This window comes from Bifidobacterium pseudocatenulatum DSM 20438 = JCM 1200 = LMG 10505 (assembly GCF_001025215.1).
Lineage (GTDB): Bacteria > Actinomycetota > Actinomycetes > Actinomycetales > Bifidobacteriaceae > Bifidobacterium > Bifidobacterium pseudocatenulatum.
Genome location: NZ_AP012330.1, coordinates 192,694 through 216,928, shown reverse-complemented (window position 1 = coordinate 216,928; position 24,235 = coordinate 192,694). Strand labels below are relative to the sequence as shown.

Genomic DNA, 24,235 nt, shown 5'->3' with positions numbered 1-24,235 from the left:
ACCGTGGCCTTTTGCTGGGGTGGTGAGCGGGTCAGGCCCGCTCACTTATGTTGATTGTAGGTGAATCCCGCTTCGCTTACTCGGCGTACTCGTCGAGGTAGCCCTGGATCTGGGATTCGGCGTCGTCCAGCAGGCTCTGGATGTCGTCGTCGGTGCGGGCGGTGTTGGAGGTCAGGGTGTCGACGGAGGCGGCGATGTCGCCGAAGCCGCCCTTGAGGCCTGCGATACCGATGAAGGACTTGCTGGTGTTCTCACCGATCTTGGCGATCAGCGGACGCTCGGAGAGCTCATCGGCGGTGACGGTGGTGTTGTTCGGCGGATAGGCGGAACCGAGGGACCAGGTCACCTGGTTGTCGTGGTTGTTGTAGAACTTGAAGAAGTCGTAGATGCCCTGCTTCTTAGCGGAGTCGCCAACCTGGGAGGTGACCCACCAGTACAGACCGGTGGAGCCGGTGTTGGAACCCTTGGTGCCGTCCGGGTACACATAGGTGCCGTCGCCGTTCGGAACCGGGAACAGGTCGTGGTTGATGCCCTTGTCGGTGGAGGCCTGATCCTCCCACGGTCCGACGATCACCATTGCGGACTGGCCGGATTCGAAGGATTCACGAGCAGCGGTCTCATCCATGCCGGACACGGAGTAGCCGCCCTTGTAGAAGTCACGCATCTTCTCGAGGAAGGCCTTGTTCTCCTTGGTGTTGATGGAGACCTTGCCATCGGTGGTGTAGATGCCGGAGCCGTTGCCCTTCAGGAACGGAGCCCAGCCGAGATCCGGCAAAGCGATGCCGTACTGGGAGCCATCGGACTTGGTGAGCTTCTTAGCGACTTCGAGCAGCTCATCCCAGGTCTGCGGGTAGTCGGCGTCGGTCAGGCCGGCAGCCTTCCACATGTCGGTGTTGTACCACACGGCGGTCGGCGCGTAGCCCATCGGGACGCCGCACTTCTCTTCGGAACCGTCGATGTTGAAGGTGATCTGGTCAACGACGTTCTCGATGTACTCATCGGTGCCGCTGTCCTTGTCGTCATAGAAATCGGTGACGCACTGGAAGGTGCCGTCGATGGACCAGCCTTGGCCATTGTCGGCGCCGGTGGTCACGAAGTCCGGGCCGTCGCCGGAGGTGACCTTGGTCACCATGGTCTCGCCGATGGTGCTCCACGGCTGCAGCTGGGCGTCGATCTCGTACTTGTCCTGGGACTTGTTGAAGTCGTCGACGATGGACTCGAGGGTCTTGCCATCGGCCTCAGAGAAGCCGTGCCACATCGTGATCTTGACCTTGCCGTCAGCGGTCGTCTCGGCGTCGTTGCTGCTGCCGCCGCAGGCGGACAGGCCGACGGTGGCCATCATGGCCAAGGAGGCCGCGGCCGCGAGAGCCTTGGTGCTCTTCTTGATCTTCATGGATTTCTCCTTTTCCTCTTGGTCTCCCAAGACATTTCCTCCAACCGTTGCAGTGACATTCATCAACAACCTTGTTTGCGATGTCGTTCACGCTTCGTCAGCTGCACTGCCGTTTGCAACGTTGTAATTCTGATTATACAGCTTTTTCCATCGTTGTACAAATCGGAAACACGCCGATGGAAAAGCTGTTTTCTTTATGATCTTCAATTATTCGTTTTGTTGGAATCGCAACGTTTCTTGCGATCACCACAGTCATTTCGCGGCCGGGGTTCCCGCAAGAGCGCCGCCGTCGGCCGGCAACACATCCGTCGTGTCCGGAGTCCACAGATTGTCGGGTTCCGGCACGCCGAAGTCGGGGCCGTTCTCCGTCCACTTGACCACGCCGACACGGGCATGACGATTCGGGTCGAACAGCGGATCGCCCTTGATTTCCGTGTAGTTGCGGCAATGGTAGATCATCAGGTCTTCGGAATCGTCCTCGGACTTGGTGAACGAGTTGTGGCCGGGGCCGTACTGGCCGTTTTCGGCGCAGGTCTTGAACACCGGCACCGGGCTCTTGGTCCAGGAATCCTTGTTCAGCAGGTCGCTGCCGCGCTCGGCGGTGAGCAGGCCAACGGCATACGGCACACCGGTTCCGGAGGCGGAATACGTGATGTAGATCTTGTTCTCGTGGAACAGGAAGGCCGGACCTTCGTTGACGAGGAAGTCGATGCATTCCCAGTCATATTCCGGCTTGGTGAGCATGACCGGCTCGCTTTCCAGCGTCCACGGGTTTGCCATCTTGGCGATGTACAGGTTGGAATTGCCTTCGATCGCGGGATCTTTCTGAGCCCACACCAGGTACTGCACGCCGTCGATCACCTCGGTGGTGGCGTCGAGCGCGAAGGAGTCGATCGGAGTGACGATCTGGCCCTTCTCCACCCAGTTGTCGGTGGTGGGGTCGTCATCGGTGTTCTCCAGCACAAACATACGATGCGTCGGCAGTCCGGAAGCCTCGAAATCCGTTGCGGCGCCTGCGAAGTAGATGTACCAAGCGCCGTTGATGCGGTGCAGTTCCGGCGCCCAAATATAGATGCTCGCGGGGCCGGATTCATGCTTGCGCCACACCACCGTTTCGGGGGCCTTCTGCAGGTCGTTGATATTCGATGCGTGACGAATGGCGATGCAGTTGTATTCCGGGTCGGAGCCAGTGAAGTAGTACTCGCCGTCAACTTTGAGGACCCAAGGATCTGCGCGCTGAAGCACGATCGGATTGTTGTAAACAGCCATGTCTATTCCTTTTCAATCCGCTGTTCCAGTAATTTACAACGTTGAATATATCACTATTACAACGTTGTAACAAATCGGAGGAACGCACCGCGTGTTTCTCGCATCCGACTCCTCGGAAGAATCGAATCGCAGTACCCGGCAACAGACAATCGCCAGAAAGGGAAAACAAAAACCTCGGCACCGGCAATCCGTAAAAAACCGGACGCAAGCGCCGAGGCACCAATCACTTCCTTCCTTCCAAAAGAAGAAGAAAAAGAAGGAAGGAAGATCACACCACCAAGGAATTCGTGGGCAGCTTGGTGGACTGACGCACCACCAACGACGACGAAACCTTGCGGAACACCTTCTGCTCCGGCTTGAGATCCTTCGACGGCGAAACCCCGTCGATACGATCCTTCAGCAATTTCACCGACAGACGCGCCACCGCCTCAAGACCGGGAGCAATCGACGTCAACGCAGGAGACAAATACTGCGAATCGTCGGAATTATCAAAACCGATCACCGAAATATCTTCGGGAATGCGCAGATTGTGCATCTGGATCGCATGCATCACACCGGAGGCGAGCATGTCGTTCAGCGCGACGACGCCGTCGGGAACCACGCCGGAATCAAGCAGCGCGTTCATCACGCGCACGCCATCGCTACGATGCCACATGCCCGACTCGACCACCAAACGCTCGTCGAATTCGACGCCGGCCTCCTCCAACGCCTCAAGGTAGCCCTGATAGCGCAGCGCGGCGGAGCCGACCTTCTCGCCCGGATGCACGCCGACCACGGCCACGCGCTTGCAGCCGGTCTGCAGCAGATACGACGTGGCGCGCTTGGCACCTTCCACGTTTTCCGTGGCGATATGGTCCACCTTGTCGGTGAAGATGCGTTCGCCGACAAGCACCAGCGGATAGTCCACATCCAATTGGTCGACATCATCCTGATCAAGTTCCAATGGACTGTAGATCAGGCCGTCGATCATCGTCTGCTGGGAGCCGTGCAACGCCTCAATCTCGCCTTCGCGCGAGTATTGCGTCGGCTCGACGATCACGCGCAGGCCCAGCTTCTTGGCCTCTTCGATGACCAGCGACGAAAGCTGCGCGAAGTACGGCATCTGCAGATCGGGAACGGCGAGGCCGATGATGCCGGTCTGCCCCCTGCGCAGATTGCGCGCGGACACGTTCAGCGTGTAGCCGAGCTCGTCGATGGCCTTGTTGACCTTGTCTCGCGTGGCCTGCGACACGAACTCGTAGTCGTTGACCACATTGGACACCGTTTTGATCGATACGCCGGCCGCCTTCGCGACCTCGCGCATGGTCACCACGTGCTCGCCGTTGGCGCCATTCTGCTTCGGCATGTCAACCCCTTTTCACCAAAAACGTCTCATACATTCGGACCCAACACCGGCTTTCGCCCCTTGCGGCGCTGAAGCCAACGAAATCAGCCTTTATTGCCGGAAACCACGATTTTCATCGTTATATCAGCATAGTCCGGATTGAGCTCTTCCGCCGCCTGCATGTCCAGTATCGGCATACCCTCCTTGGACCAGTGCACGCGGCGCACCTGGGCGTCGCGGCCGCCATACCGTCCATTCTCGTATTCCGCATTGTGAAATACATAGATGAGATTGCCGTCCTCGTCGTTGGACCACATGCCATGGCCGGTGCCGAGCTGCCACTGCCCGTTGTATACTCCGGATTTCTGCAGCGGATAGTCGAGCTTCGTCCACACGTTCGGATCGGTCAGGTCGGCGTTCTGCCCAGCCGGAGCGGTGACCAGACCGGTGGTGTAGTCGATACCGACCAGCGAGCCGGAATAGATCAGATAGATCGTGCCGTCATGCACGATGGCGTTCGGGCCTTCGGCGATCATGTTGTCCCAGGCGAATTCCGGCACAACGACCTGCTTCGGCTCGCAGGTGAGCCGTTCCGGACGGGCCGGATCGAAGCTGGCGATCCAAATGCTGCCGACCTGCTGCCACGCGTAATACCAGCGGCCGGAATCGCTGATGACGGTCATGTCGAGCGAGATACGTTGGATGGGATTGAGCACGCCGCCGGTCGGTGTGAGAATCGGCTTCGGCACCGTCCAGTTTTCGGGTTCGCGCGGATCGAAATCCGTGCCGTCGGAATGCTGCTTGAGCTGCATGATATGGCAGCTGCCCGTCCACATGTCCGGCTTGCCTGCGCGATCGTTGGGCGTGCCGTCTGGATTGGTGGCCGGCCCATCGAAGCATGGCATGAAGAGCACCGACAGTTTTCCATCGATGACATGCAGTTCCGGCGCCCAGAAGCAGCCGGTCATGGCGCGTCCTTCAGCGTTGTAATCACCGCATTTGAGCAGATCGATTTCCTTGGCACGGCCGCCCGCCGCGTCGGAAAGCGCTTCGATGGAGTCGGCGATGCGCAACGGCATATGCGTGGCGCCATCGTTCGGATCGACGCAGTTGCCGTCGGTATCGTCGGTGGCGATGAACATGAACATCGGCTTGCCGTTGAAATTCCAAGCGAACACCGACGGGTCCGCACGCTCCACGGCAAATGGCACCGGGTATACGGTTTGGCGGATGCGGCCGCTCACCGTGCGCGTGTCGCCCGGCTGGAACTTGCCTTCGGCGGCGTCCTGCGCAATCGCCTCAAGTTCGTCTTTGTTCCAATCCACGGCACGGGTGGCACCGGAACCGTCGCTGTAGACGAGATCGGCGCGGACCTTGGCGAGTGCCTGCACGGCTTCACGGGACGCTTCCCTGCTTGCCGCCATGTCGATATGCTGCGTCGCCACCGATGTTTCAACGTTGTAAATACGACCGAATCGTTCGATCAGTTTCGACGCTTCTTCTTCAGTGACGGCAATCACGTTGCCAGGAATGGCATTGGGAATATTGCAATCGCAGGAACGGCTTGATTCCGCCGTTACCACAGCTTCCGCAATATCGATCGGCTCGCCGGATTCGGCCACGGCGACAATATCGGCAACGGTCGCGACATACGATTTGCCGTCGTTCGACGTCCAGGAAATCACATAACGGGAGGCGTCCGCGTCGAATGCGACAGACGGACGATTGACGCCACCGCCGGTACGCAGCATCACCAGTCCAAGCTGCGTGAAGGAGGTCAGATCGTCGCTGATGGCCAACAGGAACGCCGATCGCTCGGAGCCATCCGGCTCGCCGCCGCGCGCGGTACGGGTGGCGGCGAGCGCGAATCGGCCATCCGCAAGGCGGAACAGATACGGGTTCTTCAGGGATTTCAACGTGATGTCGATCCCCGGCATCACCGCGCCATATGCGACGGCATCGGTGGCCGGATGCGCCTCATCGAACGGATCGGCGACGAAATGCGCCGCCGCGACGCACGCTCGGCGCGACTCGGCGGTGGCGGCCTGAATAGGCACGCCGGCGGCGAAGAAAATACCGTAATTCTCGTTGAGCGGCTCCCATTGGGCGGCCCCATCGGCACGCAACGCAAGGTGCATGCTATAGGCGATGTCCTCATTATTCGCCTTTTCACGGCCGGTAGCTTCGCGCGTGTAGCACAGCAATTCGTAGGAACTCGACATCGAGAAACCCCTTATGATTCGACTTTTCTTTACAACGTTGTACACTATACAAGAAATTACATCGTTGTACAAATCAATGTCATCCGCAAGGAAGGGGAAAAATGAAATTCCGTACAACAGCAAAGCAGATCGCGGCAGGCATCATCGCCGCAGCCATGCTGGTCGGAACGCTCGCCGGATGCTCCGGCAATTCGACGAAGCAATCGTCCGCATCGTCGAAAGCCGAAACCAGCACCGCCAGCATCAAGCGCGGCGAATCGCATGATCCCTCCATCGTCAAAGCCAACGGAAAATACTATATTTTCGGCTCGCATCGCGCTTGGCTCAAAAGCGACGATCTGATCAACTGGAGCACCTTCACCAACAATCTGAGCACCGACTACGAGAAGATCTTCAAAGACATTTGGGACGGCTGGGCGAAGCAGTCCTCCAATCCTGACGTCAAAGGCAACATGTGGGCACCGGACGTGATCTGGAACGAGACCATGGGCAAGTGGTGCATGTACATGTCGATCAACGGCGCGAACTACCGTTCTGTGATCGTGTTGCTCACCGCCGACGACATCGAAGGCGATTGGACGTACGTTGGCCCGGTGGTCTATTCCGGCTTCGAACGCGTGAACGTGAAGAAGACCGACGTGCCGCAGGTGCTTGGCGAGGATGCCGACATCACCCGTTACACCTCGCAGACCGACACCGGCATCAACGCCATCGACCCGTGCGTGAAAACCGATGACAACGGCGACATGTGGATGACCTTCGGCTCCTGGTTCGGCGGCATGTGGATGTTCAAGCTCGACTCGGCGACCGGCCTGCGCGACTACAACTCCACCTACCCCACCGAAGCGAACAAGTCCGACGCCTACTATGGCGTGAAGCTCGGCGGCGGCTTCGGCAACTCCGGCGAAGGCTCCTACCTGCTGCACGACAACGGCTACTGGTATCTATTCGCCTCCTACGGCGCGCTGCAGCAGACCGGTGGCTACCAGATCCGCATGTTCCGCTCCAAGGACATCACCGGCCCGTACGTTGACGAAGCCGGCAACACCGCGATTTCCACCAAGGCCATCGGCAACAACTGGCAAAGCGACATCGGCGAGCGCCTGATGAGCTCGATCCAGTGGAGCGGCAACGACAACGCGAACATCGAGGTCTCCCAGGGCCACAATTCCGCGTTCGTTGACGACGACGGCACCGCTTACCTCGTGTACCATACCCGTTTCTCCGGTTCCGGCGAAAAGCATGAGGTGCGCGTGCACGAGCTGCTGCCGACCGCCGACGGATGGCTGGTGGCCGCACCGTACGAATACACGGGCACCAAGGCCGACAAGAAGGGCTACAAGACCGCCGACATCGCCGGCGATTACGAGATGGTGACGCACGACAAGTCCAGCTATTTCAAGGGCCCGAAGAAGGTCACCGATAAGACGAGCACCGTCTATCGCGGCGTGAACAAGCCCATCAACATCACCCTGAAGGAAGACGGCACCGTGACCGGCGACCAGACGGGCACTTGGGAGGCCGTGGAAGGCGCCAACCAGATGACGCTTAAGCTCACCGGCAACGAGGGCGAAGTCACGTATTCCGGCGCGTTCGACAAGCTTCCGCGAGACAAGGATCGCAAGGCAGTCATGACCTTCAGCGCTCTGGGCACAAACAATCTGTGCATTTGGGGGTCGCAGAAGTGAGTGAAAACGGCACAACAACCGTGAATGCTGCAGTGCAATCGTCTGCAGAACCACTATCTGCGGCACCGGCCACCTCGCCCAACGGCATCGAGCACACGCTCGCCAACGGTCGGGTGGCCGTGCACGATCCCGCAATCGTCGAGGAAAACGGTGTCTACTATCTGTTCGGCACGCATCGTCGGTGCGCGCGCAGCACGGATATGGTGCATTGGGAGCGGTTCGATAACAATCTGAGCCGCGACCCGTACGCGCTGCTCGGCGATATTTGGCAGGCATGGCCGAAACAGGATTCCAATCCCGACCTGCTCGGCAACACGTGGGCGCCCGACGTGATCTGGAACGAGACCATGGGCAAGTGGTGCATGTACCTGTCGGTGAACGGCGACCAGTTCCGCTCGGTGATCGTGCTGTTGACCGCCGACCATGTGGACGGCGACTGGACGTACGTGGGGCCGGTGGTATATTCCGGTTTCGACGAGAGCAACCTGTGGAACACCGACGTGCCGAAAGTGCTGGAACTTGAGCCCAAAACCGATGGCACCGTCGGATATGACCTGACCCGCTACCTGTCGCTCAAAGACACGCGCATCAACGCCATCGACGCGGCGCCCGCATTGTGCGAACACGGCGAAATGTGGATGAGTTTCGGTTCATGGTTCGGCGGCATCTGGATGTTCAAGCTCGATCCGGAAACCGGCTTGCGTGATTATTCCGTGCGATACCCGCTGGTCAAGGATTCCTCCGATCCTTATTACGGCGTGAAAGTGGCCGGAGGCTACTGGAATTCCGGCGAAGGATCGTACTTCATTCGTGAAAACGGATGGTGGTATCTGTTCATGTCGTACGGCTGGCTTGGGCGCACCGGCGGATATCAGATTCGTCTGTTCCGTTCAAAATCGCTGCTTGGCCCGTACGTGGACCAGAACGGCAATCCCGCGATTTCGTACGGTGAGATTCCCGACAATCAGGAGCGCGGCACCGGCATTCGATTGACGTCTTCCGTACAGTGGGATGGCGGTCCGGCAGAACTTGCCGATGTCGAAGTCTCGCAGGGGCATAATTCCGCCATTCGTCGGTCGAAGGACGGTCGCATGTTCCTCGTCTACCACACCCGTTTCGCGGAACGCTTTAGCGAGGGCGATGATGAAGATTACGAATCTCACGTACGCGAATTACTGCCGACTTCCGACGGCTGGCTGGTTGCGGCACCATACGAATACCGCGGTTCCGTTGCCGTCGCGCCGACCGGCATTGCCGATCTCACAGGCGATTACAACGTTGTACTGCATGATCAGCATACGTTCTTCAACGGCAAGCAAGAGGATGATGGCACGTACGTTGGCATCAATCGTCCGACGCGATATACGTTCCATGAGGACGGGCGGATCACCCGGGGTGAAATCGTAAGTTTCTTCGATACTCCCGACGCGAATCTGCCGAGGTCGACGGACGGGCCGATCACCTGCGGATCGTGGAAACCGCTTTCCGGCGCCGTGAACGGATTCAACTGTTGCGCAAGCGACGCGGAAATCCGATTGGACGACGTGACCTACATTGCACGGTTCGCAACACTCCCCCGCGAGATCGACGGCAAGCCGGTCATGACGTTCTCCGCAATCGGCAACAATGTCTGCATTTGGGGATCGCAATCCTGAATTTCCGAGTTTCCGAATAATCCGGAAAAACTGGAAAATCCGGAAACTCGGGAATCCTATGAAATCAAAAAGCAAAGGGCTTGTGACGTACTCGCAAGTACATCACAAGCCCTTCAGCTACGAGAACCGAAAACCCGCGGAAATCAGCGCTCGGAACGGTTGATGGCCGAAATAATGGCCTTCAGCGAGCTGGTGACGATGGACGTGTCAATGCCGACGCCCCACACGATCCGCGGATCCTCTTCCTCACCGATCTGGCATTCCACGTAGGAGGCGGCCATGGCGTCGGTGCCGACGGACATGGTGTGCTCCACGTAATCCATCACGGAAGCCTCGATGCCGAAGTTGCTCAGCGCGTTCAGGAAAGCGGCAAGCGGGCCGTTGCCCATGCCGGAAACCTCACGCTCCACCGGCTCATCAACGCCGACGTTCACGCCACGGTCAAGAATCCTGGCCTTCAGCACGGTATCGGAACCATCTTCACCGGACGACACCGACACCTTCAGCAGCTTCAGACGGCCCCACTGCTCGAGGGAGTCGTCCTTGCTGTCGCCGACCACGGCACCAGCCGCAGTAGCGCCGGACTCTTCGACCGGCAGATACTCGTCCTTGAACAGACGCCAAATATCCTCGTCCTTGACTTCCTTCTTGGTCTCATCGGCGTACGCCTGCACAACCTTGTCGAACTCGACCTGCAGACGCTTCGGCAGATCAAGATTGTGGTTGGTCTTCAGCAGGTAGGCCATGCCGCCCTTGCCGGACTGGGAGTTCACGCGGATGATGGCCTCGTACGTGCGGCCGATATCCTTCGGATCGATCGGCAGGTACGGCACCAGCCACACGAAGCTGTCCAAATCGGCACCGGCACGATCGGCGGCCACCTGACGAGCCTCAAGACCCTTCTTGATGGCATCCTGGTGAGAACCGGAGAAGGCGGTGAACACGAAATTGCCGGCATACGGGTGACGCTCGGAAATCTTCAGCTGGTTGCAGTACTCAACCGTCTTGCGAATCTCAGGAACGTTGGAATAATCGATCTGCGGATCGATGCCCTGCGTGAGGAAGTTCAGACCAAGCGTGACCAGATCGACGTTGCCGGTGCGCTCGCCGTTGCCCAGCAGGCAGCCTTCGACACGATCGGCACCGGCAAGCACGGCCAACTCGGTGGCGGCCACGCCCATGCCCTCATCGTTGTGCGGGTGCAGCGACAGCACCACGGCGTCGCGCGGCACCAGATTGTTCGACACGTATTCCACCTGATCGGCGAACACGTTCGGAGTGGTCATTTCCACCGTTGCCGGCAGATTGATGATCATCGGATGCTCCGGAGTCGGCTTGATGACGTCGATCACCGCATTGCACACCTCAACGGCGTACTCCGGCTCGGTGCCGGTGAAGGATTCCGGAGAATACTCGTAATACAGGTCGATGCCCTGGGCCTCGCCCTCAAGCTCCTTGCACAGGGTGGCCGCGTCGGTGGCGAGCTTCTTGATGCCGGCTTTATCCTTGCGGAACACGACCTCACGCTGCAGCACGGACACGGAGTTATAGAAGTGCACGACGGCGCGCTTGGCACCCTTCAGGCACTCGTAAGTCTTGCGAATCAGGTGCTCGCGAGCCTGCGTCAGCACCACGATCGTAACATCGTCAGGAATGAGCTCACGCTCGATCAGCATACGAATGAAATCGTAATCGGTTTCAGAAGCCGACGGGAAGCCGACCTCGATCTCCTTGAAGCCCAACGACACCAGCAGATTCCAGAAACGCAGCTTGCGCTCGGAATCCATCGGGTTGACGAGGGCCTGGTTGCCGTCACGAAGATCGACGGAACACCAACGCGGTGCACGCTGCAGTCGCTTGCCCGGCCACGTACGCTCCGGGTAATCAAACGGCACCTGCTTATCGTATGCGACGTACTTGTTGTACGGCATCTTGCTGGGCTTTTGCGGAGCTCCAATATAACGCGCCGGAGGCAGCAGCGGGTCGTTGTTCCCTCCGTTGGACGCCGCTGCGACTGCCGCGAGATCAAACACTGAAGATTGATCCTGACCCATCACTCCTCCTTATCTGTAAAGCTGGGCAAGCCTTCTGCCGGCCCACATTGTTACATGCATGTTACCTACCTGCACTGCCGCCCATAGTAGCGGCAACCAATCCCATATATCGCCGGCATTCCGCCATATGACGGACAGACCACGATTTTCGTCTCTTTTTCACCTCATATCCAAATTTGCCGCATTACAGTGAGCATCATGACCTTGCGATTCAACAGCGACGGCACCTTCCGTGTGCTGCAGATGGCCGATATTCAGGACGGACCAAACGTGCGCGAAGACACGATCCGTCTCATCGAAGCCGCCATCAAGAAAACGCATCCCAATCTGATCGTCTTCACCGGCGACCAGATTCGCGGATACGACCCCGCGTACATCGACACGTTCCTGCGCCGTCGCGGAGAGCAGCCGGGCACACACATACGCGCGGTCACCGAAATCGAAGCGAAAATCCGCGGCATCAAACGACATCCCTTCACCAAAGCGTTGCTCGAACAGCCCCCGACCGACGACAATTGGATGATCGACGGCATCGGCACCGACTCGCCGAAACTCGTGAAACGCAACAAACGCGACGGGCGCAACGGATCCGCCAACAAGCTTGAATCATGGGCGCAATCCATCAATCGCGCGACCGCCGCGACCATACTCGACAGCACGCGGCAGAAAGTACGAGACACGTTCGCAGCATTCCTCGGACCTGCATTGGAAGCGCGAATCCCCTTCGCGGCAACCTACGGCAACCACGATTTCCAGTGCGGCATTCTCGCCGACGAACAGGATGACCTCTACCGAGAGTTTTCCGGTTGCATGAATCCCGTTGCCGGGTCGTCTCCTTTGGCGCTCGAACCAGGCACGTTTGCGATTCCGATCGAGGCTTCCGACGGGTCGGGACGCATTGCGATGAGCGTGATGATGGTAAATTCCGGCGACTATGCGGATAATGCGTTTGACGGCAATCGCGGTATTTCCAACGATTGCGAGCATGTTGGAGATACTGGTAAATCCGGCAATACTGTTGGCAATGCTGCCGGAGGACGGGAATCGCTGACATCCTACGCAAAATACGCGTCGAATTCGCGCGGATGGGATTTGGCCGATTCCGACGGCTATGGCACGCCTTCGCCGGAAGCGATCGAATGGCTGAAGCAAGTGCAACGCGAGTTGGGCGAGCGCAATGGCGACGGTTTGGCGGTTCCGGCGATCGCGTTCCAGCATATTCCGCCGCAGGAGTTCTACGATTGCCTGCGCGAAGTGCCCGCATACACGCCGAATGCGGTGGAGGGTGCGCGAACGTTCGCAGGGCATTGCTATGTGTTGAATCGTGACGTGTGCAGACCTGGCTCGAGGCTTGGCGAGGCGATCGGCTGTGCGGATGAGAACGTTGGCGAAGTGCAGGCATTGCGCGATGCGGGCGGCTATTTCGCGCTGTTCTGCGGGCATGACCACAAGAACGCGTTCGTCGGGCACGTGCATGACATTGATCTTGGCTACGCGCCGACCTGCGGCTTTGAATGCTATGGTCCGAAATCGCGGCTGCGAGGCATTCGACTGTTCGAATTCCGCGAAAACAATCCGGTCAGCTACGTGACGCGCATGCTCACGTGGGGCGACTTGATCGGGCGCTACTCCAGCAACGAATTGCGTGTGTTCTTCGAAGACCATTGCGTGACCGATCTGATCGGCATCCGCAACGAATTGCGCCGCCCGCAGGTCACCGCCACACTGCTGGGCATCGGATCGGTAATGTGCGCCGCAGCCGGCCACGCCATCGCCAAACTATTCAAGCGCTAGGCGCGACCGCCGCAAGGCGTGGCCGTCGCAACAGTCGGACAATCGCCAATCTGTGGAATGCGGAAAATCTGTGGAAAATCTGCGAAATATCAGCAGAACATCAATGGAACAGGCTGACGCCGCGACGAGACACGCAAAACGCGTTGCCAAGCCAAGTATGACGGGAATTCGGCCATACCGCACCCAATCGAGGCGCATTCTGGCTCATCCAAATACTCGGCACACGACCATCCGCGGAACGCGATCCCAACAAATTGAAACCGTTCTTCTCCAACAACCATTCCGGATGCTGCGTGGCAATCGCAAGACCCTCTTCCAACGTAAGCGGCAAACGCTCGTCGGAATCGATCAGCTTGCGCGCCACATCGGGCTCTCGATTGATGTAGCACGTTCCCGTATGCGGCTCGACCACCAGGTAAAACGGACCTTCCGGAGGTTCGAAACCATCCTGCGGAAGAAAACTGGCGATATCGCGCGGCGGCATCGTGGTGAAACCAGCCATACGGTTGATCGACGTACGCGCGATCAACGATTCCGGGGAAACCAACTCGCGCGTAGGCACCAACAGAATCTGCGTGCCCAAATCGGAATCCTCCAACGCACGGATGAGCGGGCGCGCCAAAGCACGGAACGCGGCGGCCGACATATCGGCCACATCCGGGTAGCCCAACGCCACGATACGGTCCAACTGCTTCTGCGCTTCTTCTGATGCCTTCGACATGGTTTCCAGTGTACGCGAGCGTTCCGTCCAAAAAGCCAGCGATCCCCGTCTGCACAACCCTCAAAACCGGCCCGATTCCTGAGTTGTGCAGACAGCCAGCCCACCCCAGCCCGCATCACACCAATTTGACGAACATGCTGATGGGGCCAGGAATATCGCGAAATCCAAAATGCCGGTAGAAGCTTCGCGAAGCATCATCGTACGGATCGACAACAAGCGCACGGGAACGCATGGAAAGCGGGGCAGACCAGCATACGGATAGGGGAACCTGCTTGTTCCGCGGATTTCGTAAGATTGAACAACGCATGTGGCCGCCCACGACGTCGTTTGGGGCCGGCTGGTCGACCTCAAGCGTGAAATCATACGAAACCGTTCCAGCATAAGCGAGAGGTTGTTATGTCCGAAAAGATTAAGGTCGGCATTCTCGGAGCTACGGGCATGGTCGGACAGCGCTTCGTCACGCTGCTCGAAAACCATCCGTGGTTCGAATTGGTCACCCTTGCCGCATCCGCGCACAGCGCCGGCAAGACCTACGAAGAGGCCATCGGCGGTCGCTGGAAGATGGAAACGCTGATGCCGGAATTCGTGAAGAACATGGTCGTCAAGAACGTGGCCGACGTGGAAGACGTGGTCAAAAACGTCGATTTCGTGTTCTCCGCAGTGAACATGCCGAAGGCCGAGATCCGCGCCATCGAAGAGGAATACGCGAAAACCGAAACGCCGGTCGTATCGAACAACAGCGCCCACCGTTGGACTCCGGACGTGCCGATGGTCGTGCCGGAGATCAACCCGGAGCATTATGAGGTGATCGAGCACCAGCGCAAGCGTCTCGGCACCACGCACGGCTTCATCGCCGTCAAACCGAACTGCTCCATCCAGGCCTACACCCCGGCGCTCGCCGCTTGGAAGGAATTCGAGCCGCGCGAGGTTATCGTGAGCACCTATCAGGCCATCTCCGGCGCCGGCAAGACGTTCAACGACTGGCCGGAAATGCTGGGCAACATCATTCCGTTCATCTCCGGCGAAGAGGAGAAGTCCGAGAAGGAACCGCTGAAGGTGTTCGGCCACGTCGATGAGGAAAAGGGCGAGATCGTGCCGTTCGACGGCCCGCTAAAGATCACCTCGCAGTGCATTCGCGTGCCTGTGCTCAACGGCCACACCGCCACCGTGTTCATCAACTTCGGCAAGAACCCGACCAAGGAAGAGCTCGTCGATCGCCTGATCAACTACACGAGCAAGGCTTCCGAGCTTGGATTGCCGCATGCGCCGAAGCAGTTCATCCAGTACCTGACCGACGACGATCGCCCGCAGGTCAAGAAGGACGTGGACTACGAGGGTGGCATGGGTGTTTCCATCGGCCGTCTGCGCGAGGATTCCATTTTCGATTGGAAGTTCGTGGGGCTCGCCCACAACACTTTGCGCGGCGCTGCCGGCGGCGCTTTGGAAAGCGCCGAAATGCTGAAGGCACTCGGCTACATCACCAAGAAGTGATAACGATCTGCATATGTTCTGCAGTTACGCATGATCATGCATGATTGCACATTGTGATATCTGATTTCTGCAGAACATAATATTGCGGAGGATTGTTGATTATTCAGCAATCCTCCGCTTTTTCATTTGCAGATTATCTGAAAAAATATCTGTAAAACAGATATGGGAATAAAAAAGACTTGGCTGAGCGCCTCAAGCAATCCAGTCAAGTCTTTTTTCGATTGTTATTGCGCGGTATTGCGTCAGCGACCAGTACCGCCATACACCACGGCTTCCACCTGCTCGGCATCCAAGCCGTAGGCAGTGTGCAGCGCGCGGACGGCGTCCTGCAGCTGCTCGAGCGGAACCAGCGCAGCGATGCGGATTTCGGACGTGGAGATCATCAGCACATTCACACCCTTGTCGCTCAGCGCATTGAAGAACTTGGCAGCCAAGCCGGAGTGGGTCTTCATACCCACGCCCACCACGGCCACCTTGCCCACGTTGGCGTCAATGTCGAAGGACTGGTAGCCCAGCTCGTCCTGCTTCTCCTGCAACACATCCCGCACCTTGGCAGCGGCGGAACCGGGCACAGTGAAGGAAATATCGGCGGTGCCGGTGGAAGCGGAAGCCTGCACGATCATATCGACGTTCACGCCGGCCTCGGCCAGCAGCGTGAACACCTTGGCGGCCATGCCCGGCTCGTTCGGCACGCGGCGCACGGTGGCCAGCGATTCGGTGTTGTCGTGCGCGACGCCGGAAATGATCGGGACTTCCGGTCCAAGATCGGGGAACAGGTCACCCAAGGACTGGCTGTTGTTTTCGCTCATGTTCTTACCTTTGTTCGTAAAGTCTTGGTTTTCTTGCGATTGCCTGCGATGTCTCGCGATTGCCGAATGCGAATCTCAGATATCTCAGATGTTCGGCAATGTGCGCGGATCGACGTCTTCCGGCACGATCAGCGTGCCGCGACGGTGGGAGAAGGAGCTGCGCACATGCAACGGCATGTCGAATCGCTGCGCGTATTCCACGCAACGCAGGGCAAGCACCTTGGAGCCGCAGGAAGACATTTCCAGCATCGACTCGTAGTCGATGACGGGGATACGGCGTGCAGTCGGCACAATGCGCGGATCGGCGGTGAACACGCCATCGACGTCGGTGTAAATCTCGCATACGTCGGCGTCCAGCGCCACTGCCAAAGCCACTGCGGAGGTATCGGATCCACCTCGTCCGAGCGTGGTGGCGTCGCCACCCTCATTCACGCCCTGGAAGCCGGCCACGATGGCCACGGAACCCTTGTCGAGCGCACGACGCACGCGGTCAGGCTTCACGGCCTTGATATGCGCGGTACCGAACTGGGCGTCGGTCATGAAACCAGCCTGGGAGCCGGTGAAGGAGTAGGCGTGAGAGCCGGCCGCATGAATTGCCATTGCGAGCAAACTCATCGAAATACGCTCGCCTGCGGTCATCAGCATGTCCATCTCGCGCGCCGGCGGGTTGGAGTCGATGCTGAGCGCCTGATCGATCAGGTCGTCGGTGGTGTCTCCCATTGCGGAGACCACGACGGCCACGTCATTGCCGGCGTTCTTCGTTTCGATGATGCGTCGGGCCACGCGCTTGATCGATTCTGGGTCGGCTACGGAAGAGCCGCCAAATTTCTGCACGATGAGAGCCACAACTTATCCAATCTTCTTCAATGTGTCGTCTGCCGATATTCTAGGCAGGCTGCTCGATTATAGAAAAAATCCGATTTGTCAAGCCCCTGCACGCCCAACATGCGGAACAATATATGGAATCCACACATTTTTTCGGCGTACGTTCCGTCAAATCTTCCGCAGATCGCCCGTACGACGCTTGCGCAATCCAATACATGCCAGCGCAAGCCAGCATAAGCAACGCGCAGGCAATGTAGCGTCAGACCGCGCGACGCCCCGCCAACGCACGTCCGAGCGTGATTTCGTCGGCATATTCGAGATCGCCGCCGACCGGCAGACCGCTCGCCAAGCGCGTGACCTTGATGTCGGTTTGAGACAGCAGCTGCGAAAGGAAACTGGTGGTCGCCTCGCCTTCCACGTTCGGATTGAGCGCGAGAATCACTTCGGCGACTTCGCTGTCTTTGAGTCGTTCGATGAGTTTGGCGATGTTGAGGTCGCTGGGCTGCACGTTGGCCATCGGATTGATGACGCCGCCGAGCACGTGGTATAGGCCGCGATATTCGCGTGTGCGTTCGATGCTCATCACGTCTTTCGACTCTTCGACCACGCAGATCACGCTGTGGTCGCGGCGTGGATCGGCGCAGACAGGGCATGGGCTGGTTTCGCACACGTTGCCGCAGATGTCGCAGAATCGTATTTTTTCCTTGACTTCGGTGATGGCGTCGATCAGGGTTTGCGCTTCTTCGTCGGATGCGTTGAGCAGGTAGAAGGCGATACGTTGCGCACCTTTCGGCCCGATGCCGGGCAGGTGCGCGAATGCGTCGATGAGTCGTTGGATGGCGCCGTCATAGGCCAGTGCCATGGTTCACCTTTCCTTGGTTTCCATAAGATTCGCGATTATGCAGTGCTTACGATTGCGTTGATTCGTCGATTTTGCTCGGTTTCGCATTTTTGCTTGCGACTGCACCGCCATCAGTCGTCGAGATTCTTCTTCTGCTGCATGTTGCGCGGGTTTTTGGCGTCGTCGGGGCCGAAATCCTCGACTTTTTTCACTTCGAATAGTCGTGTCAGATCATCCACGCTTAACGCGCTGGACGCTCCGATCGATTCGTCGCTCATGGAATATTCGTCGTCTTCCGCGGCGACCTGCGGTGTTGGCTGCGCAGGCGCGGAGAACTGTTGGCTCCATGGATCGGCGTTCGGCTGGCCTTGCTGCGGTGCCGCTTCCTGCCGAGGTGCGCGATGCTGGTGATTGGCATGCTTAGGAGCCGTTTCAGGTTCCACTGGAGCGGGAGACGGCTCCGCCGGCCCTGCCTGAACTGGCATAGGGGCACCCCAAGGATCGTCGTCCACCGGAGTTGGAAGCGGGTCTGGCATCGGCACGGCCCACGGATCAACGTTGTCGCTGATATCGGGAACGGCCACATGTTTCGTATGCTGTTCCGGCGCTTTCACATCGTTGACGCCGCTTGCAACCACCGATTGCGATTGCATCGGTTGTGCGGGCGCGCCCCACGGATCATCATCTGGAATGGACTGTTCCACATGTTGAGCTACTGGCGCGGGACTCCCCCACGGATCGGATTCTTGCTGCGGTTGCGCAGGCGCAGCCGGTTGCGGATTTGCCCACGGATCAGCTTCGGCGGCTGCCTCCGCCTCGGCTCGGTGGCCCTCCTCATCGTTGGAATTCCCGGCATTGCCGCCATCTTCGGTTTTTTGTCCACTCTTGCTTGCCGACTCTTTGCCGGAGGATTCAAGACTTGCGGCGGTGCCAAGATTCGCGGTCAGCAGTGTTGCGGATTTGAGTCGCTCCTGCGCCAGCTGCACGTTGATCTTGCTTTGCTCTTCCGGACTAAGCTTGCTCCACGGCACCGATTCGGAACCGTCCGCCAGCTTTTTGGCGGGGGCAAGCGTGACATTCGGGCCGAACACCTTATGTACTTCGGCGCGGACGATTTTCACCACTTCGGTGGTTCCATCCACCGACTCCTTCGCCACGCCCTTGGCGAACGCGTATTTGCTGAGCGCCTTGTCGAATTTGATCCACAAGCTGTCGCCGCTCAGTAGCACGCGAGGCACTTTTTCACGGCTTACGTAACGTTGCACGTCTTCCGGAAGGGCTGCGACCAGCGCATCCCACTTCTGGTCGGGGGTGCGATCGTCATGAATGGGAGCTGGTACGGAAGTTGCGGCAGGCGCAGCGGAAGCGACGGAAGTCGTCGCATTCATCGCCTGCTGCACGTCAGCAAGCACGGAAGCCACGCCGGATGCGACGGCATCGGCAGGATTCGTCGGCGCCACGGACGGCTGCACAGGCGCGGAAGGGGTATCGATCACAGGCGCAGAATCCTGCGCCCGCACATTTCCTGCGGCATGTCGTGCCGCACGGCGACGGGAGCCGGCCATGGATCCACGCGACGATTCGGCAGCCGCGGAAGTTCCGGCATCGCCGGCAAAATCAGGTACACCGGAAGATGACGCAACGACAGCCATCCCTTCCTCACGCCCGGCCAACAAGCGCGCGGCAAGCAATTCCAATCGCATGCGCGGCGAAATCGCACCGGTCATATTGGCAAGCGTCGCATTGATCGTGTCAGCCATCTGCGTCAGCGCAGACAATCCCAAAGCGGAAGCCTGACGACGCAAATCATCCATGTTCTCGGCGGCCGCATCGTCGGAAAGCACGCTTTCCGCACGCTCTCCACCCAACGTGAGCACCAGCAAATCGCGTACGCGGGCAAGCAAATCCTCAACAAATCGACGGGGATCGAAACCACCGACCACGACCTTCTGAATCACGCCATACAGTGCTTCGCCATTTTTGTCGACAACGGCGTCGACGGCCTCGCCGATCAGAGCGTCAGGCGTGAAGCCAAGCAACGCAACCGCGGAGTCGTATGCGATGCTGCCATCGACCGCACCGACCATGAGCTGGTCAAGCACGGAAAGGGTGTCTCGCACGGAACCGCCGCCGGCACGCATGGCAAGGCGCAGCACGCCCGGCTCGGCTTCGATATGCTCGTCTTCGCAGATCCGCTCGAGGTACGGGCCCATAACCTCCTGCGGCACTAGGCGGAACGGGTAATGGTGGGTGCGCGAACGGATGGTGCCGATCACCTTGTCTGGCTCGGTGGTGGCGAAGATGAACATCACATGCTCCGGCGGCTCCTCCACGATTTTCAGCAGCGCGTTGAAGCCTTGCGGCGTGACCATGTGGGCTTCGTCGAGAATGAAAATCTTGTAGCGGTCGCGGGCGGGGGCGAATCCGGCACGTTCGCGCAGTTCGCGGGCATCGTCCACACCGTTGTGCGAAGCGGCGTCGATTTCCACCACGTCGATGGAACCGGGGCCGCCTGTGGCGAGGTCCTTGCAGCTTTCGCATTCGCCGCACGGGTGCGAGGTCGGGCCTTTCGCGCAGTTGACGCAACGCGCGAGAATGCGTGCGGAACTGGTTTTGCCGCAGCCGCGCGGACCGGAAAACAGGTAAGCGTGCGTAAGTTTGTTCTCATCAAGCGCTCGCATCAGCGGAATCGTGACCTGATCCTGCCCGATCACGCCGTCGAACGTGTCGGGACGATACCTTCTATAGAGTGCCAGTGCCATCGCAATTCCTTCCGCTGTGGTGTCACTAGGCTACCGATTAATTACGACACGTTTTTTCTCAAAGACCGGCCGCACAGCCTGCCCGTAACGGTGAAGCGCGTGTCCCCAAAGACAAGCGCCGCGGCAACGTTTAAGCTGGGAGTGACGACATCGACACTACGAAATTGACATTGTGTCAATGTACGGTTTAGACTGAGGGCAGTCAAGAAATTGACAGAGTGTCAACGTGTCGCGCAGGTGAGAGACGCCACTCGAACGAAGGAGAGAAAGCCATGGACGGACAGCACAACGCCTCCGCAACAACAGTCGGAGATGCACGCCGCGCGCAAATCGTGCATGCAGCCCGCGCAATCTGCCTGGAAAAGGGCTTTTCGAAAATCACGATCAGCGATATCGCAGGTCGCGTAGGCATGACCAGATCTCTCTTCTACCACTATTTCCAAGACAAAGACCAAGTTGCGGACGCCGTGCTCGACGACGTCATCGACGAAGTCATCTCGCAATTGGAGGAGTGGAACGCCAATCGAGAAGTCGGCAACATCTCGAAAGCGCTCGATGACGTGGTGCGACTGACCCGTTCCCTCATCGCCGATGAGGGCCCGTTCAGCCAACGCATGATCGAAGACGGCAACGCGGGACTGTACATCAAATTCATCGACCGCGTGGCCGATCGCATTGCGGAATACATCTGCAATTCGACAGTGCGCGATTTCGAGAAATTGCATGGCATGCCCATCACCAACGAGCATGAGACGTTCTATACGCTCATCGTTGGCCTGATTTCGCTGATCAGACTGCATCCCGACATTGAAGACACCGTCATCAGACAGGTCGCGGCACAGACGCTGCACCTGAACGAATACATGTAAACGCAGCTCACCCCGCGCGCATACGTGTTGAGAGAAAGGAAGAGCGATGTTGTTCCAAGTCTATGGCGACACCGCCATATACCAGTGGATCGGATGGATCCTCGTATTCTGCTGCCTGATCGGCGCCAATGAGCTGGCCCGTCGCACCAAGACCGGTGGCGTGATCGCGTTCCTGATCGTGCCGGCCATTCTGACCATCTACTTCATCACCATTTACGTGGCCGCCGCGATGGGTGCCGAGTGGGCGCTCAACAACCCGACCTACGTTCATATGACCAGCTGGTTCCACTATGCCAAACTGTATGCTGCCACCGCGGGCTGCATCGGCTTCATGGCACTCAAATACAAGTGGGGCAAGATCGGCAAGTCCGAGTGGTTCAAATGCTTCCCGTTCGTGATCGTGGCCATCAACATTCTCATCGCTGTGGTCTCCGACTTCGAATCCGCCATTCGCGCCTGGGGTACCACATGGGTTTCCACCGAAGGCGTGACGCTGTATGGCGGCTGGCACAACGTGTTCAACGGCGTTGCCGGCCTGATCAACATCGCCTGCATGACCGGCTGGTTCGGCATTTACGTGTCGAAGAAGAAGCAGGATATGCTGTGGCCTGACATGACTTGGGTGTTCATCGTCGCATACGATATTTGGAACTTCTGCTACACCTACAACTGCCTGCCAACCCACTCCTGGTATTGCGGCCTCGCGCTGCTGCTCGCCCCGACCGTGGCGAACTTCTTCTGGAACAAGGGCGGCTGGATTCAGAACCGTGCCAACACGCTCGCCATCTGGTGCATGTTCGCGCAGGTGTTCCCCATGTTCCAGGATGAATCCAAGTTCGTCGTGCAGTCGGTGAACAATCCGAACGTGAACCTGACCGTGTCGATCATCGCACTCGTGGCCAACGTGCTCGCACTCGGCTACATCCTGTACCGTGCGAAGAAGCAGCACGTCAACCCGTGGCTGCAGGAAGTCTTCAAGGGCACCCGCGACTACGAGCAGGCCATCGCCCGCCAGGAAGTCGCCGCCTGACCGCAATCCGTGTTCGATAGTTACGGCGTTCGCTAGTTACAGAAAATCCGGTATTCGTAAGATAAAGATCTTGCGGGTACTGGATTTTTCGTTATTATCGCGAAATTATTTGCGATTGCTTACGATTGCCGATCACGCAATCAGTTGCATACGTGCCATCTTCGATATGCAATGTTGCGGTTTGACCGGCATGTGCACGCACTACCGCGAGCGCTTCGCGTAGTAGGTGTCGGTTTTGCCGGTGACAGGATCACGGTGATCACGCTTGATGGCTTCCAGCACTTTTTCTTCGGTGTTGGCAGCTTGGCTTTCCGCCACGGCCGGCGGCACCAGCACACGCAACGCACGGTCTTGAACTACGACCTTGACAGGCAGGCGACCAACATATTCACCGTCCGCCATCAAGACCGGCGGCTCATCACCCTCTTGCGCGCGGGTGATTTCGATATCGCGCACACGCTTCCACCCAAACACCTTGCACCCGAGGATCTTGCCGCTATACGCGTGAGACACCGCATCCACGCATTCGGCGACATTGGGCACGTGGTCGAGCCATACCAGGTCAAGCAGCCCATCCGAGAATCGTGAATATGGCGAAATCTCAATGCCACCGCCAATATGCCGTGAATTGGCCACCGTAAGCAACGGTGAAATAATGTCTCTTTCTTCCACCGTTCCATCGGCCAACGTGGCTTTGATGTGGTATCCGTACCGCTTCATATGCGTCAATTCCACAATCGCTGCCACGAAATAGCGCACCGAACCGTTGGGCAAGCGGGAATGGTTGGCACGGTCGTTGATACTCGCATCCAAACCACACGACAGCATGCCCGCGTAGAAGCGGTTGACCGCCGGGCGCAATGGCACGTCCGAATCGCCGACCAGATCATCGCCGGTACTGGAATCGACGGCATACCCGCCCTGCAACGACGTGGCCAAACCCATATCAACGTCAATATGCGTGCCGCGCACAATCGCGCCGACGATGCCGTCGACAGCGGTTTCCACGCGATTGACCGGCAGCTCAAGACCGCGGGCGAAATCATTGCCGGAACCCGTCGCCACAATGCCCAACGGTTTACCGGAACAGCCCACGGCATTGGCTCCAAGCGCAATCATGCCGTCGCCGCCGACCGCCACCAGGTAGTCGTATTCGTTCCTGCGATTCCTAGCATTCGCCAAGGAATCGTCGAAGCTCTCGCCGGTCACGTCGATCACGTTGAAGCCATGCTTGCGCCCGGCCTCTTGCAGCAGCTCAACCACCTGCTTGCCGACCTCGGCACCCTTGCCTTTGTTTGACGTCGGATTGCCGACAACGGCAACGGTCGCATTCACACATGACGTTTCGCTCATACTTCAGTACGATAACCGCGATTCGCTCCACACGCCACATGCGAACGGCTTTCCATACAAATGGCCGCGTTTTGTGGAACGAATGTTCCTTTACGTAGAAAGATCCCTTTTTACGAAGCGCGATTTCCCGCACAA

Annotated in this window: 17 protein-coding genes; 6 read left to right on the top strand and 11 right to left on the bottom strand. The window is 58.5% G+C overall.

The genetic code is table 11. The features are described from left to right. Positions 1-76: 76 nt before the first annotated feature. The 4 genes from BBPC_RS00805 to BBPC_RS00790 all read right to left on the bottom strand — a co-directional run bounded on the left by BBPC_RS00805 (position 77) and on the right by BBPC_RS00790 (position 6,208). Entirely contained in the window at positions 77-1,393 is a 1,317-nt protein-coding gene (locus BBPC_RS00805; protein WP_033524187.1) for an ABC transporter substrate-binding protein, read from the bottom strand. A gap of 252 nt (positions 1,394-1,645) precedes the next feature. Next, positions 1,646-2,662, bottom strand: a complete 1,017-nt coding sequence (locus BBPC_RS00800) for a glycoside hydrolase family 43 protein (protein ID WP_004220286.1) — start codon at positions 2,660-2,662, stop codon at positions 1,646-1,648. A 268-nt stretch (positions 2,663-2,930) separates the two neighbouring features. Beyond that, the gene (locus BBPC_RS00795; protein WP_004220289.1) at positions 2,931-4,007 is read right to left on the bottom strand and encodes a LacI family DNA-binding transcriptional regulator; all 1,077 of its coding nucleotides are present in this window, start codon (positions 4,005-4,007) and stop codon (positions 2,931-2,933) included. Between the two features lie 83 nt (positions 4,008-4,090). Next, the gene (locus BBPC_RS00790; RefSeq protein ID WP_033524186.1) at positions 4,091-6,208 is read right to left on the bottom strand and encodes a family 43 glycosylhydrolase; all 2,118 of its coding nucleotides are present in this window, start codon (positions 6,206-6,208) and stop codon (positions 4,091-4,093) included. A 101-nt stretch (positions 6,209-6,309) separates the two neighbouring features. Between BBPC_RS00790 and BBPC_RS00785 the strand changes: the two genes are divergently transcribed. Continuing rightward, entirely contained in the window at positions 6,310-7,896 is a 1,587-nt protein-coding gene (locus BBPC_RS00785) for a glycoside hydrolase family 43 protein (RefSeq protein WP_004220290.1), read from the top strand. Next, positions 7,893-9,551 (top strand): glycoside hydrolase family 43 protein, encoded by a 1,659-nt coding sequence (locus BBPC_RS00780; protein WP_004220293.1) that lies wholly within the window; start codon positions 7,893-7,895, stop codon positions 9,549-9,551. Before BBPC_RS00785 ends, BBPC_RS00780 begins: the two co-directional genes overlap by 4 nt. A 143-nt stretch (positions 9,552-9,694) precedes the next feature. Here BBPC_RS00780 and leuA read toward each other — a convergent pair whose 3' ends face one another. Beyond that, a complete protein-coding gene (gene leuA / locus BBPC_RS00775; RefSeq protein ID WP_004220294.1) occupies positions 9,695-11,605 on the bottom strand; it encodes a 2-isopropylmalate synthase in 1,911 nt (636 codons plus the stop codon). 198 nt (positions 11,606-11,803) lie between these two features. Here leuA and BBPC_RS00770 point away from each other — a divergent pair, with 198 nt between their 5' ends. Next, positions 11,804-13,399 (top strand): metallophosphoesterase family protein, encoded by a 1,596-nt coding sequence (locus tag BBPC_RS00770; protein WP_004220295.1) that lies wholly within the window; start codon positions 11,804-11,806, stop codon positions 13,397-13,399. 100 nt (positions 13,400-13,499) lie between these two features. On the opposite strand, the gene BBPC_RS00765 is transcribed toward BBPC_RS00770, so the two are convergent. After that, entirely contained in the window at positions 13,500-14,120 is a 621-nt protein-coding gene (locus BBPC_RS00765) for a DUF5701 family protein (protein WP_004220296.1), read from the bottom strand. A 396-nt stretch (positions 14,121-14,516) separates the two neighbouring features. Between BBPC_RS00765 and asd the strand changes: the two genes are divergently transcribed. Continuing rightward, positions 14,517-15,611, top strand: coding sequence for an aspartate-semialdehyde dehydrogenase (gene asd / locus BBPC_RS00760; RefSeq protein WP_004220298.1), 1,095 nt, complete (start codon positions 14,517-14,519; stop codon positions 15,609-15,611). Positions 15,612-15,853: 242 nt separating this feature from the next. Here the strand turns inward: asd and BBPC_RS00755 are convergent, their stop codons facing one another. The 4 genes from BBPC_RS00755 to dnaX form a co-directional block, all read right to left on the bottom strand. Then, positions 15,854-16,420 carry an ACT domain-containing protein gene (locus BBPC_RS00755; protein WP_004220299.1) on the bottom strand — a complete coding sequence of 189 codons (567 nt, stop codon included), beginning with the start codon at positions 16,418-16,420 and terminating at the stop codon, positions 15,854-15,856. Between the two features lie 84 nt (positions 16,421-16,504). Next, positions 16,505-17,266, bottom strand: coding sequence for an aspartate kinase (locus BBPC_RS00750; protein ID WP_004220300.1), 762 nt, complete (start codon positions 17,264-17,266; stop codon positions 16,505-16,507). 238 nt (positions 17,267-17,504) lie between these two features. Beyond that, on the bottom strand, positions 17,505-18,107 hold the full coding sequence (recR, locus tag BBPC_RS00745) for a recombination mediator RecR (protein WP_004220302.1): 603 nt from the start codon (positions 18,105-18,107) through the stop codon (positions 17,505-17,507). Positions 18,108-18,217: 110 nt separating this feature from the next. Next, positions 18,218-20,848 (bottom strand): DNA polymerase III subunit gamma/tau, encoded by a 2,631-nt coding sequence (gene dnaX / locus BBPC_RS00740; RefSeq protein WP_004220304.1) that lies wholly within the window; start codon positions 20,846-20,848, stop codon positions 18,218-18,220. A gap of 272 nt (positions 20,849-21,120) precedes the next feature. Here dnaX and BBPC_RS00735 point away from each other — a divergent pair, with 272 nt between their 5' ends. Then, positions 21,121-21,717, top strand: a complete 597-nt coding sequence (locus tag BBPC_RS00735; RefSeq protein WP_004220305.1) for a TetR/AcrR family transcriptional regulator — start codon at positions 21,121-21,123, stop codon at positions 21,715-21,717. Between the two features lie 46 nt (positions 21,718-21,763). Further along, on the top strand, positions 21,764-22,747 hold the full coding sequence (locus BBPC_RS00730) for a DUF5692 family protein (protein ID WP_004220306.1): 984 nt from the start codon (positions 21,764-21,766) through the stop codon (positions 22,745-22,747). A 201-nt stretch (positions 22,748-22,948) separates the two neighbouring features. On the opposite strand, the gene BBPC_RS00725 is transcribed toward BBPC_RS00730, so the two are convergent. Then, the gene (locus tag BBPC_RS00725; RefSeq protein ID WP_004220307.1) at positions 22,949-24,100 is read right to left on the bottom strand and encodes a diacylglycerol/lipid kinase family protein; all 1,152 of its coding nucleotides are present in this window, start codon (positions 24,098-24,100) and stop codon (positions 22,949-22,951) included. Positions 24,101-24,235 lie beyond the last annotated feature (135 nt).